The sequence below is a fragment of the Streptococcus mitis genome (assembly GCF_003942775.1).
Lineage (GTDB): Bacteria > Bacillota > Bacilli > Lactobacillales > Streptococcaceae > Streptococcus > Streptococcus mitis_CN.
In genome coordinates this window covers 300,577-314,396 of the sequence record NZ_RJNX01000003.1, presented here as the reverse complement: position 1 = coordinate 314,396, position 13,820 = coordinate 300,577, and the positions used below count along the sequence as shown (strand labels likewise).

10 protein-coding genes are annotated in these 13,820 nt (G+C 40.3%); 1 reads left to right on the top strand and 9 read right to left on the bottom strand.

Translation table 11 applies throughout. From position 1 onward, the window contains the following. Positions 1-232: 232 nt before the first annotated feature. Positions 233-1,537, bottom strand: coding sequence for a surface-displayed alpha-enolase (gene eno, locus D8848_RS06125; RefSeq protein ID WP_000022813.1), 1,305 nt, complete (start codon positions 1,535-1,537; stop codon positions 233-235). Positions 1,538-1,700: 163 nt separating this feature from the next. Between eno and D8848_RS06120 the strand changes: the two genes are divergently transcribed. After that, positions 1,701-2,147 carry a DUF1694 domain-containing protein gene (locus D8848_RS06120; protein ID WP_049501770.1) on the top strand — a complete coding sequence of 149 codons (447 nt, stop codon included), beginning with the start codon at positions 1,701-1,703 and terminating at the stop codon, positions 2,145-2,147. On the opposite strand, the gene D8848_RS06115 is transcribed toward D8848_RS06120, so the two are convergent. The 8 genes from D8848_RS06115 to pulA form a co-directional block, all read right to left on the bottom strand. Continuing rightward, a complete protein-coding gene (locus tag D8848_RS06115; RefSeq protein ID WP_125443195.1) occupies positions 2,144-3,259 on the bottom strand; it encodes a glycerate kinase in 1,116 nt (371 codons plus the stop codon). The two genes, D8848_RS06120 and D8848_RS06115, sit on opposite strands and share 4 nt — an antisense overlap. Positions 3,260-3,267: 8 nt before the next feature. Then, entirely contained in the window at positions 3,268-3,912 is a 645-nt protein-coding gene (gene serB / locus D8848_RS06110) for a phosphoserine phosphatase SerB (RefSeq protein ID WP_125443194.1), read from the bottom strand. A gap of 58 nt (positions 3,913-3,970) precedes the next feature. Beyond that, the gene (gene glgA / locus D8848_RS06105) at positions 3,971-5,404 is read right to left on the bottom strand and encodes a glycogen synthase GlgA (protein WP_084953872.1); all 1,434 of its coding nucleotides are present in this window, start codon (positions 5,402-5,404) and stop codon (positions 3,971-3,973) included. Further along, positions 5,401-6,540: a glucose-1-phosphate adenylyltransferase subunit GlgD gene (gene glgD / locus D8848_RS06100; protein ID WP_049491441.1), complete on the bottom strand. Its 1,140-nt coding sequence runs from the start codon at positions 6,538-6,540 to the stop codon at positions 5,401-5,403. Before glgD ends, glgA begins: the two co-directional genes overlap by 4 nt. Further along, positions 6,530-7,672 (bottom strand): glucose-1-phosphate adenylyltransferase, encoded by a 1,143-nt coding sequence (locus D8848_RS06095; protein WP_049491443.1) that lies wholly within the window; start codon positions 7,670-7,672, stop codon positions 6,530-6,532. The genes glgD and D8848_RS06095 overlap by 11 nt, the downstream gene beginning before the upstream one ends. Then, entirely contained in the window at positions 7,662-9,590 is a 1,929-nt protein-coding gene (gene glgB / locus D8848_RS06090; RefSeq protein WP_125393289.1) for a 1,4-alpha-glucan branching protein GlgB, read from the bottom strand. The genes D8848_RS06095 and glgB overlap by 11 nt, the downstream gene beginning before the upstream one ends. A 273-nt stretch (positions 9,591-9,863) precedes the next feature. Then, entirely contained in the window at positions 9,864-11,288 is a 1,425-nt protein-coding gene (locus D8848_RS06085) for an NADP-dependent glyceraldehyde-3-phosphate dehydrogenase (protein ID WP_000199367.1), read from the bottom strand. A gap of 195 nt (positions 11,289-11,483) precedes the next feature. Next, positions 11,484-13,769 (bottom strand): type I pullulanase, encoded by a 2,286-nt coding sequence (gene pulA / locus D8848_RS06080; RefSeq protein WP_045611745.1) that lies wholly within the window; start codon positions 13,767-13,769, stop codon positions 11,484-11,486. Positions 13,770-13,820 lie beyond the last annotated feature (51 nt).

The window sequence follows — 13,820 nt, the reverse complement described above, 5'->3', positions numbered from 1 at the left end:
GTCCTACATTAAAGTATATCATAAATTCACCCTTTTTTCCATCATTTTCAATTATATTAGCTGAATCGTATTTATTGGTAAATGAGATGTCTTGAAATGTTTTGCCCCTTTTTTGCCCCCTAAATACAAAAATAGCCCTTCGGATAAAATCCGAGGGGCTAGAAACGTTGTTAAATCAACGGCCGAACTTTTGAATTTCAAGGTTCGGGATAAAATAGTTCACTGAACTATTTTATTTTTTAAGGTTGTAGAATGATTTCAATCCACGGTATTCAGCTACTTCACCAAGTTGGTCTTCGATGCGAAGCAATTGGTTGTATTTAGCGATACGGTCTGTACGTGAAAGTGAACCAGTCTTGATTTGTCCTGCGTTAGTTGCAACTGCGATGTCAGCGATTGTTGAATCTTCAGTTTCACCTGAACGGTGTGATACAACGGCAGTGTAACCAGCTTCTTTAGCCATTTCGATAGCTTCAAAAGTTTCAGTAAGAGTACCGATTTGGTTAACTTTGATAAGGATTGAGTTAGCAGCACCTTCTTGGATACCACGTGCAAGGTAGTCAGTGTTTGTTACGAAGAAGTCGTCACCAACAAGTTGTACTTTCTTACCAAGACGTTCAGTAAGAGCTTTCCAACCATCCCAGTCGTTTTCATCCATACCATCTTCGATAGTGATGATTGGGTATTTGTTAACCAATTCTTCAAGGTAATCGATTTGTTCTGCAGATGTACGAACAGCAGCGCCTTCACCTTCAAATTTAGTATAGTCGTAAACTTTACGTTCTTTATCGTAGAATTCTGATGAAGCACAGTCAAATCCGATAAATACGTCTTTACCTGGAACATATCCAGCAGCTTCGATCGCAGCAAGGATAGTTTCAACACCGTCTTCAGTTCCTTCGAAACGAGGAGCGAATCCACCTTCGTCACCTACGGCAGTTTCCAAACCACGTGATTTAAGGATTTTCTTAAGAGCGTGGAAGATTTCAGCACCGTAACGAAGAGCTTCTTTAAATGTTGGCGCACCAACTGGCAAGATCATGAACTCTTGGAATGCGATTGGAGCGTCAGAGTGAGAACCACCGTTGATGATGTTCATCATTGGAGTTGGAAGAACTTTAGTGTTGAATCCACCAAGGTAGCTGTAAAGTGGGATTTCAAGGTAGTCAGCAGCAGCACGAGCTACAGCGATAGACACACCAAGGATTGCGTTTGCACCCAATTTACCTTTGTTAGGAGTACCGTCAAGAGCGATCATAGCACGGTCGATAGCTTGTTGATCACGTACATCGTAGCCAATGATAGCTTCAGCAATGATGTTGTTTACGTTGTCAACAGCTTTTTGTGTACCAAGACCACCGTAACGAGATTTGTCACCATCGCGAAGTTCAACTGCTTCGTGTTCACCAGTAGAAGCTCCTGATGGAACCATACCACGTCCGAAAGCACCTGATTCAGTGTAAACTTCTACTTCAAGTGTTGGGTTACCGCGTGAGTCTAGGACTTCGCGAGCGTAAACATCAGTAATAATTGACATTTTTTACTCTCCTTATGAGTTAAATTTTTTACACCTCTATAATACCTTAAAACCCCTCCTTTTTCAAGAAAAAACGTTATCTTTGTGCAAATTTTCCTTAACTTTATAAAGTAATCGCTTTCTTTTGTCTGTTTTATTCTAACTTTTATGATATACTGTTTTCATGACAGATTTATCAAAACAATTACTTGAAAAAGCTCATGGTGGAGCAAAATTAAATCCGGATGAGCAAAGACGCTATCTTGGTACTTTTGAGGAAAGAGTTCTTGGATATGCAGATATTGATACAGCAAATAGCCCTCAGTTAGAAAAAGGCTTTTTATCCATTTTAGAAAACCTTCAGGAAAAAGCAGAACCACTATTTGTGAAGATTTCACCAAATATCGAATTTGACAAGCAAGTTTTCTACTTAAAAGAAGCTAAAGAAACTGATAGTCAAGCTACCATTGTATCTGAAGAGCATACTTCTTCTCCTTTTGGCCTTATTATCCACACCAATGCACCAGTTCAAGTAGAAGAAAAGAACCTTCGACTTGCTTTTGCAAAACTTTGGGAAGTTAAAAAGGAAGAACCAGCCAAAACATCCATCTGGAAGAAATGGTTTGGCTAAATCTTGCGCATATTTAATAAATGCCCTACATTAGCAGCCGTGTGCTCCAAATAGAGACTGGCATTTTTCAAACTCTCTTCTAGAGGTTCACTTTTCTCCAAAATAGAAAAGGCAGCTTGGATATTTTCAAATGGTAGGGAAGGTAAATCTTCAGCGAGACTACCGCAAATAGCAATAACAGGAACTCCGACAGGGGTTCTTTTTGCTACGCCTATAGGCGCTTTCCCAGCAAAGCTTTGACAATCTAGTCTTCCTTCTCCAACAATAACCAAGTCAGCATTTGAAACTTTCTTATCAAAGTTGATTAGGTTCAAGCAGGTATCAATTCCCGACACGATATTTGCCTGAGCAAAGGCACACAAACCGCCAGCAAGGCCTCCACCAGCTCCTGCTCCTTTAATTTCCAATGTTGCAGGTGAGACTTTTTCATAAAAATCTTGGATTGCCTGATCTACGGCATCAAACATAGTAGGATCTAGGCCTTTTTGTTTGCCAAAAATATAGGTCGCACCTTGAGGACCACATAAGGGACTCACGACATCTGCTAAAATACGAATTTGAACATCTTCAGAAATTTCATAGCGATTTTCTGTTGAAACAGAAGCTAATTTTAGTAAGGATTGACCGCAAGCCGGCAAGACATTTCCATCCTTATCATAGAATTGATACCCCAATCCAGCAGCAATACCAATACCGCCATCATTACTGGCCGTACCACCAACGCCGATATAGATTTCTTTAATCCCTTGAGCAATGAGATGACGAATCAACTCTCCAATACCACGAGTTTGTATTTGAAGTGGATTTCGTTTCTCTAGCGGAATTTTTCCAAGGCCAACCAAGTCGGCAACTTCAAATAATGCCAGTTGACTTTTTTGAAAATAGCGCATGGCTTCTTTTTGTCCAAAAGGTCCTGTCACTTGGATCCATTTTTCTTCTAGGTCAAGAGAATGTCGGATAGCATCTACAGTACCTTCTCCCCCATCACCAACAGGGCAGAGGAGACATTCTACATCTGCTATCGATTGTTGGAAGCCTCTTTTTATTGCTTCAGCTACTTGTTGAGCGGACAAGCTTTCCTTAAATGAATCTGGTGCAATTACAATCTTCATATTTTCCCTCATTCTAAACAGTCAATCAAAGGAAGAACTTCTAAAAAATCCCTCTTGTCAACATGATTCGGTATTTCTTTTTTGAGTACTTCTTTGCCACAAAAGGCGATTCCCAATCCTGCCGACTTCAACATAAATAGATCATTGGCCCCATCTCCGATTGCAATCGTTCTTTCTTTAGAAAGTTTTAGTTCCTTTCTCCATTGTTCCAGAGTCTCTTTTTTAACCTCGGGACTAATAATTTGTCCAACTAATTTCCCTGTTAGAAAGCCACCTTTGACTTCTAGTTGGTTGGCAGAGAAACAGGCAATTCCAAGAGATTTTGCTAATCTCTCAACTATTGGAGTAAATCCACCGGACACCAGACCAACTAGGATGCCGTTCTTTTGGAGAATGGAAATGAATTCCTGGGCATTTGGCGTTAGATGAATAGAGTTGAAGACTTTATCAAAGGCCGAAATAGGAAGACCTTCCAAGAAGGACACTCTGTCTCGTAAACTTCTTTCAAAGTCTAACTCTCCTCGCATTGCCCGACTTGTAATCAGCGAAATTTCCTCCTCACAGCCTGCCTCTCTTCCCAACAAATCAATCACTTCTTCTAGAATTAAGGTTCCATCAACATCCATGACACACAAACCTTTTACTTGAGACATAAGTTCTCCTCTCTAAACAGCCTAAAAATCGTATGAAGTCATCATACGATTTTATCTATTAATTAACTAAGCTATGGTACAAGTCAAGGTATGATTTGCAGGCTGTATCCCATGAGAAATCACACTCCATAGCTTGTTTTTGTAGTTTTCTCCAAACGTCAGGATGGTTTCGATACAAGTCCAATGCTGTTTGGAAAGTCCAATTTAACCAATAAGGAGATAGATTGTCAAAGCTAAAGCCCGTACCGCTTCCTTCGATTGGATTGAAAGCGCGAACGGTATCTCGCAAGCCACCAACTTCATGGACCAATGGCAAGGTTCCATAACGCATCGCCATCATTTGAGACAAGCCACATGGTTCAAAACGACTTGGCATGAGGAAGAGGTCACAAGCAGCGTAGATTTCTTGAGCTAGTTTGACATCAAAAGTGATATTTGCTGATAGCTTGTCTGGGTAAATCTGAGCAAACCACGAGAAAGCACCTTCAAAGGCTGGATCTCCAGTTCCCAAAAGAACAATCTGAACATCATTTTGCAAGATATGGTGAAGACTTTCGACCACGACATCAAAACCTTTTTGACGTGTCAAACGAGAAACAATTCCCACCAGTGGAACATCAGCTCTAACTGGCAAGCCAACTCTCTCTTGCAATTTTGCCTTGTTTTGGTCTTTCCCAGACAAATCTTCTTGACTAAAATGATAGTCTAAAAGAGCATCCGTCTGAGGATTATACAGGTCAGCATCAATCCCATTCACGATACCAGATACCTTGCCAGATTCCATTCGAAGAATCTGATCCAAGTTACATCCAAACTGACTGGTCATAATTTCATGAGCATAACTAGGCGAAACTGTTGAAACACGGTCCGCATAGAGAATACCTGCCTTCATCCAGTTCAGACAGTTATTCCAGCGAAGGGTACCATCAGCATAACGTTCGAAGCCGACTCCAAACAAATCCCATAACATTCCCTCTGAAAATTGTCCTTGGAATTCTAAATTATGAATGGTTAAAACAGTTTTAATTCCTTGATAGGCTTGAATCCAACGGTATTTTTCCTTTAACAAGAAAGGTATCATGGCTGTATGGTAGTCATGAACATGGAGAAGGTCAGGGATAAAGTCAATCCTTTCCATAGCCTCAATGGCAGCCAGTTGGAAGAAAGCGAAGCGTTCCCCATCGTCAAAATCACCGTAAACATGGCCACGGAAGAAATAATATTGGTTGTCAATAAAGTAGAAGGTTACACCGTTTAAGACGGTTTTCTTAATCCCACAGTACTGTCTGCGCCAACCGACGCTCACCTCAAAATGAAGAACATCTTCAATCTGATTTCCAAATTTAGCCTCTACCATGTCATAGTAGGGTAAAATCACTGCAACTTCGTGCCCAGCTTTTACCAGTGATTTTGGAAGAGCGCCAATGACGTCTCCCAAACCACCTGTTTTTGAAAAGGGTGCACCCTCTGCTGCTACAAATAAAATTTTCATGAATGAATATCCTCTGTTACTTTAGCACCTTTCTTAACGACGACTGGATGTTCTGCAGTTCCACGGATCACTACTCCATCCGCAACTTCAACACCCTTGTCCAATATAGCGTATTCTACCTGAGCACCTTCTCCAATAACAACACGAGGGAATAAGATGCTATCTTTAACCAAGCTATCCTTATGGACATGAATATTACGTGATAAAACAGAATTAGCCACTTGACCTTCAACAATACTACCAGAAGCAAACTGAGAAGTACTTACCTTAGATGTATTGGCATAGTAAGTTGGCTCTTCGTTTTTGACCTTTGTATAAATCTTTTGGTTTGGTGAGAAGAGAGAATAGAACTTTTGCGATTCAAGCATATCGATATTCGCTTTATAATAAGACTCTACAGAATGAATGTTGGCTAGGTAGCCTGTGTACTCGTAGGCAAAAGCCCCTTCTTTTGCAGCCAAATCCCGTAAAACATAGCGCAACTTCTCTGGATGTTCTTTCTTAGCCTCTTCTTCTAAGCGTTCAATCAACCAAGGGGTATCAACGACAAAGATATCTGTCGACATATTGTAAACTTCATCTGATGATTTACTATCAAAGAGTTTATGAGAACGAACATGGTCTGTTTCATCCACTTCCAAGATTGCGTTTACTTCTGAAATGTCTTTCTTAGCTAGTTTTTTATAAACTACAGTGATAGGCCCTTTTGTTGTACTATGTAGATGGAAAACTTGGTTCAAATCAATATTAATCAAAACATCACAGTTGAGTGAAACTGTTTGGTTTGAGCCAGAACGTTTCAAGTAAGTAAGAAGTTGTTGGTAGTATTCTTTTCCAACTGTACTACTTTCCACACGAGTATTGTAAATACCTAGATAATAGTGGCTAAGAAGAGTTGACAAGCCCCACTCACGTCCTGAACGGATATGGTCAAAGACTGAGCTGATATTGTCTTGTTGGAAAATACCAAAAATACTACGGACACCAGCATTAGCAAGACTTGAAAGCGGGAAGTCAATCAAGCGATATTTACCACCAAATGGCAAACTAGCTACTGGACGGTGGTCTGTCAGTGTTGACATATCATGAAAACCAACTGTGTTTCCTAAAATGGCAGAATATTTATCAATCTTCATCTGTTGCTACCCCCACTACTTCATCATATCCTACAACTTGTACTTCTTCTGTTCCATCAATTTCGACACCATCAGAAATAACTGCACCTTCACCAATAATGGCACGTTTGATTTTAGCTCCCTGACCGACAATTGCACCACTCATGATAACTGAATCTACTACTTCTGCCCCTTCGCGAACTTGCGCACCTGTTGAGAGGATAGAATGTTTAACAGTTCCATCTACGAAACAGCCATCGACAACCAAGGAATCTTCCACATGAGCATTTGCCCCAAGGAAGTTTGGTGGTGAAATTAAGTTTCTTGAGTAAATCTTCCATTGACGGTTACGGCTATCCAAGGCATTTTCTGGTGAAATATATTCCATGTTAGCTTCCCAAAGTGACTCAATAGTACCAACATCTTTCCAGTAGCCATTAAACTCATATGCATAGACACTTTCACCTGACTCAAGGTAATTTGGAATGACATTCTTACCGAAGTCTGACATATCGACATTGCTCTTTTCAGCAGTAACAAGCATATTGCGCAGACGTTGCCAATCAAAAATGTAAATTCCCATAGAAGCTTTTGTAGATTTAGGTTGAGCTGGTTTTTCTTCAAATTCAACAATGCGGTTATTGGCATCTGTGTTCATAATACCAAAACGACTAGCTTCTTTAAGAGGGACGTCTAAAACCGCTACTGTCAAGCTGGCATTATTATCTTTGTGAGACTGGAGCATATCATCATAATCCATTTTGTAGATATGGTCCCCAGATAGAATCAAGACATACTCAGGATTGACACTGTCGATATAATCAATATTTTGGTAAATAGCGTGGCTAGTCCCCTCAAACCAACGATTTCCTTCACTTGCAGAATAAGGTTGAAGAATAGAGACACCAGAATTGATACCGTCTAGTCCCCAGCTTGAACCATTACCAATATGGTTGTTGAGAGCAAGTGGTTGGTACTGTGTAATGACTCCAACATTGTTGATGCCTGAGTTGGCACAGTTTGAAAGAGCAAAGTCAATGATACGGTAGCGCCCACCAAATTGCACAGCTGGTTTTGCAATGCTTTGAGTGAGTTTACCGAGACGAGTTCCTTGCCCACCAGCAAGAATCAAAGCTAACATTTCATTCTTCATTTTCTACTCCTTTTTGATTTTTACTTGTGACGGTTTTAGTAGGTTTCAAGCGACGTTTGATTTTCCAAACACTTGCTCCCATAGCCGGTAGGGTAAAGGTCAAGGTCTGCTCATAATCTTTCCATAGTCCTTCTTGCGTTTGCACAGTTTGATTATGTTCTTTCCAAACGCCTCCCCACTCTTCTAACTCAGTATTCCAAACTTCTTCGTAAATCCCTGCAACAGGAAGTCCGATTGTAAAATCTTTTCGTTCAACAGGTGCCATATTAAAGATACAGACTAACATATCATCCTTCTTACCCTTACGGATGAAGGAAAGAACACTCTGGTCTCTATTATCCGCATCGATGATTTCAATTCCATCATAGCTGGTATCAATTTCCCACAGACAGCGGTGGTCTTTGTAAAACTGATTTAGCTGAGAAGTGAAATACTTCATCTTAGCATTCATTGGATCTTCTAGGTTAGACCATTCCAACTGCTCTTCAGATTTCCATTCTAGGAATTGCCCATATTCACTACCCATGAAGAGCAATTTTTTACCTGGGTGACAAATTTGGTAAGTGTAGAGATTGCGCAAACCTGCGAATTGATTGTAGCGATCTCCCCACATCTTGTGCATCATACTCTTCTTGCCATGAACCACTTCATCGTGCGAGAATGGTAGGAGATAGTTTTCCTTGAAGACATACATAAAGCTGAAAGTCACCAGATTAAAGTCATATTTACGGTAAATCGGATCTTCTTCGTAGAAACGGAGGATATCATTCATCCAGCCCATATTCCACTTGTAGTCAAATCCTAGACCACCAAGCTCTTTCATTCCCGTAATCTTGGTTGCTGACGAACTTTCTTCTGCGATCATCATCACATCTGGATGAACTAGTTTAATCACATCATTCAAGCGTTGAAGGAAATAATATCCCTCATAGTTGAGATTGCCACCATCTTTATTAGGTGTCCATGGAGCATCATCGTAGTCTAAATAGAGTATATTGCTGACAGCATCCACACGAATACCATCTAGATGGTAAAAGTCAATCCAAAACTTAATACTAGAAATCAAGAAGGACTGGACTTCATTTTTTCCAAGGTCAAAATTGAGAGCGCCCCAACCATAGTTATGAGCCTTATTATGGTCTTGGTACTCAAAAGTCGGTGTCCCATCATAATAAGCTAAGGCATCATCATTAATGGTGAAATGACCAGGTACCCAGTCTACAATAACCCCAATATTGTTTAAGTGACATTCCTCAACAAAATCTTGAAATTCTTCAGGACGACCATAGGCATGCTCTAGAGCAAAGTAACCCATAAGCTGATAGCCCCAACTCAAACCTAGTGGGTGAGACATCAAAGGCATAAACTCAATGTGAGTATAGTTCATCTCAACCAAGTAAGGAATAAGTTCATCTTTCAATTGAGAAAAACTATAGGGGCTGCCATCAGGATTTCTCTTCCAAGAGCCAGCATGAGCCTCGTAAATATTGACAGGACGCTCTTCAAAGCTCAAGCGTTTTCTACGGGCTAGCCAGAGACCATCCTTCCATTTCTTTTCTGGAATCTCTGTTAAAATAGCCCCAGTACCAGGTCGTGCCTCATACCTTACAGCCAAAGGGTCAATCTTCATCAACTGATGACCGTTTGATCGTGTGATATGATACTTATAAATTTGGCCTTCTTGAGCAAGAGTGGTAAAGACTTCCCAGATCCCAAATTCATTTCGTTCCATTGGAATTTGATTTTCAACCCAATTGGTGAAATCCCCTACCAAGTGAACAGCCTGAGCATTAGGCGCCCACACACGAAAAGTATAGCCATACTCTCCATTTTTTTCTTCCCTATGAGCTCCCAGATAGTGCTGGAGGTGAAAATTTTCACCTGTCATAAAGGTTTTTAAAGCATTATTCTTATCCATACACCCTCCTAACTCTGTAAGCGTTTTCTATAGATTTATTATACTACCTTTTTAGGGAAGATTCAAGTAAATTACGGAATTTGCAAAAAAATCTTTTGAAAGTCTTCAACAAATTCACTGATGTGTTCACTTGTAAATCAAGAAATTTTCAGAAACGCTTTGAAAACGAATTGTTTTTTAATAATACTATCACAAAGTTCGTTATTTAGCTAACAAAAAATATAATTTTAAGTAAAAAAATAAATCAGGAAACGAATCTCCTGATTTTACATTTCATTTCACATCAAAAACAATGGATTTGACATTTGTCATCGCTTCAATACTATATTTAATTCCTTGCACTCCAGCGCCAGAACCTTTGACACCAAGGAATGGGAAATTATCTGGACCACGCTGGGTTTTATTATTTATATGAACTGTACCCACTTCAAGTTTTTCAGCAATTTCAAATGCTTTTTTGAAATCATTTGTAAAGACTGAGGATTGAAGGCCGAATTCAGATTCGTTGGCAAAGGCAATGGCTTCCTCTACACTAGCCACACGGATAATTGGTAAAACAGGACCAAATGGCTCTTCCCATGCCACTTTCATATCTTTTGTAACTTGGTCAAAAAGCACTGGCCATAGAAGATTGCCTTCGCGTTTGATTGGTGTAAGAGCCTGAGCACCTTTTTCTTGTGCATCATCAATCAAGCCCCAAATAAAGTCTGCTGAAGCATTGTCGATAACTGGTGTGATATCAGCATTGTCGAATGGATCGCCAACTGTTAATTTAGTAACCTCTGCTTGAAGCAAAGCAGCTAGTGTATCTGCTACACTTTCGATAACAATAACACGTTTAATGGCTGTGCAACGTTGACCTGAATAGCTAAAGGCACCCGCAACAATTTGCTTGGCAGCATGTTCCAAATCTGCATCTTCTAGTACTAAGGCTGCATCTTTCCCACCAAGCTCCAACATGATTGGACGCATACCAGCTAAACGACCAATACGTTCTCCGATAGGAGTTGAACCTGTAAAGTTGATGAAGTTGACTTCTTTGTGTTCAATGATATAATCCCCAATTTCTGAACCACGACCCGTAATGGTATTGAAAACACCAGCCGGAATCCCTGCTTCTTCAAACGCTTTAGCCAACAAGAGCCCAGAAATAGAACCTTGTGTTGGTGGCTTAAACATGACTACATTCCCTGCAATCAAGGCAGGTGCAATTTTAGAAGCAGATAAATTAACTGGATAATTAAAGGGAGCGATAGCCAGCACGACACCAACTGGCTCGCGACGAACAACGGCCAATTTATTTTTACTTGCTGCTTCAAAACCGCCACCTTCCATTGCTTGTCCAGTGATACGGAGACCTTCCTCAGCAGCATAGCGAATCAAGTCTGCGGTACGCACCACTTCTCCAATAGCTGCTTTAATTCCCTTTGCCACTTCTTTGGCAAGTATAGTACCAATTTCTTCCTTATCACGTTCTAAAATAGCTGCTGTTTTGTGCAAATAAGCCGCACGTTCAACTGCTGATAAAGCTCGCCAAGCTGGCAGGGCTGCACGCGCAGCTTTCATAGCCTCATCTACTTCTGCCTGAGTCATAGCTGGAACAGTCCCTAATTCTTCTTGGTTTATTGGTGAATAAATCGTAATTTCTTTTTCAGCTGATTTCCATTTTCCATTTACTAAATTCTGATATCTTGTCAAATTCTCGTCCTCCTGAAAATGATTAAGATATATTTTACCAAATTTTCAGAAAATTACAACCCTTTTTGCAATTTTTTTGAGATTATTTTCACAAGCTTGGTTTTTCAAACTATTTGAAACTTGATTCTAATCTTCATTGAAAACTTATAAATGATAAAAAGGATTAGACAATCTAACCCTTTTTAGTTTATGCATTTAAGAGAGTACTTTTAGCACTGCGACACTAGTATCATCAATGACATTTTCTTGTTTCGAACGACTATTGGTCACAAGCATTTCTAGATTTCCTGCATTTTCAAAGTATAAGGAAGTTCCCTTGGCATTGAATACTACCAATAGATGTTCTGGCCCCCCGTGAATCTCGTAAACAATCCATCCGCTATTTTCTGCAGCTGTGTGAACAAAGACATGACGGTAAACTTCTTCGTATGTAGGATAAGAAAAGGCGCTAGTCTGTGTTTTCAGTCGAATAATTTGACGGACAAAGTCAATGCTTTCTTGTCTTTCATTGATTAAATCCCAGTTTATTTGGTTAACACTGTCAGGAGCCTTGTAACTATTCATAGCACGTTCTCGGTCTGCCGAAGTGAGTTGTCCATGTTCACCCGTCGGAATTAATTTGGTTCGACCAAATTCTTGGCCAATTTCCATAAAGGACATTCCTTGCATGAGAAGGTTCATTACTGTCGCCGTCTCAACCTTGCGCATAATCTGGTCTGAACTTTGATCAGGATGAAGAGTCGCCAACAAATCATGAAGATTGTAATTGTCATGGGCTTCAACATAGTTGAGAACCTGGTTTGGACTGAGATAAGAACCCAATTCTCGGCTACCAAGAATGGCCTTGGCAATGATTGGTTCAGTGGCTGCACCACTTACAAATCCTGACTTGATTGCACCATAAACTTCTCCTCCTTTGACCGCATCACGCTGATTATCATTGAAGAATCCGATATTTGGCATTTGGTAGGCATTATCCTTCTTGGCCTTATCATAAGGTGCAAGACCTGTTCCCATATCCCAGCCTTCTCCATAAGTGATAATACGGGGATCAACCTCATCTAGCGCCCAACGAATCGCTTGCATGGTTTTGACATTATGAATACCCATCAAGTCAAAACGGAAGCCGTCAATATTGTATTCCTGTACCCAGTATAGAAGAGAATCAATCATGTACTTGCGGAACATTTCGTGTTCACTGGCTGTTTCATTTCCAACACCTGTTCCATTCTGGAAGGTACCGTCTGGATTCATACGATAGTAGTAATCAGGGACAGTTGTTTGGAAAGGTGCATCAACCGTTGAAAAGGTGTGATTATAAACCACGTCCATAATGACACCAATCCCCGCATCGTGATAGGCTTGAACCATGGTCTTCAAATCACGAATGACCTGCCCTGGATCATCTGGATTACTAGAAAAACTTGGTTCTGGTGCATTGTAGTTTTGAGGGTCATAACCCCAGTTATAGGTTACATTTCCATCCTCATCGTATTCCTTATGGCGATCAAAGATAGGCTGGAGTTGAACATAGTTGCAGCCAAGTTCTTTGATATAGTCAAAGGCGGTTGCTTGTCCGAATTGGTTTACAGTTCCAGTCTGGGCAGCACCAAGGAAGGTTCCACGGAGATGCTCTGCAACTCCAGAGGTCGGAGATTTGGTTAAATCTCGGATATGCATTTCACAGATAACTGCTTTACATGGATTTTCCAAACGCCAAGGCGCTTCTGTTCCATGTTTGACCACAAATCCTTCTACTTGTCTGTCTTGATGAGAAAGAATTACGGAACGTTTGCCGTCAGGACTTGTGGCAATCGTGTAAGGATCTCTCGTCACAGTCTGGTGGTGAGGAAAGTCAATCTGATACTGATAAGCCTTGCCAGCAAGATTTTCATCTAAGTCTAGACTCCAAACACCAATGGTATTGTACTTATGACTGTATGAATAGCTATTACCACGCTCTAGATTAAAGGTTTTCCAAATCGGAGCGTCGTTGCTGGTATTTTCGTAGACAACCACCTGTACAGCAGTAGCCGTAGGAGCCCAAAGTTTAAAGCTAGTCTGATAATCTGAAAGACTGTAACCTAGTTCTCCTTGGTAGCCCCAGTGGTGATCAAAACTAGCGCTATGTATTGCTCTATCAAAAGCAAATGGATTTTGATCTTTGTAGTAAGGACTAGCAATGGCTGGGTTTTCAGAATAATAAACAGTCTCGTCGCCCTCTAAAATCCAAACTTCTGTCAGAAGCGGATAGTAGTTATAACGCACGGAATATTCCTTAACTGTCCCATCAATCTCGACAGAAAACTTCAGGTTTTCTAACTTTTCTTGACTTGTAACTGTGAAGGAGAACTTTGCTCCAAAAAAGTTATTTTCATAATACAATTTTTCAACATTGTCCGCCTGTTTTCTACTAAATGAACAGGCTGCATAATCCCCGTTTTTTCGATGAAAATGGATGACTACAGGGTAATTTAACATTTCTTTTCCTAATTTCTAATTTTAATTTAATTTTTTATGTGGTGCTGATAG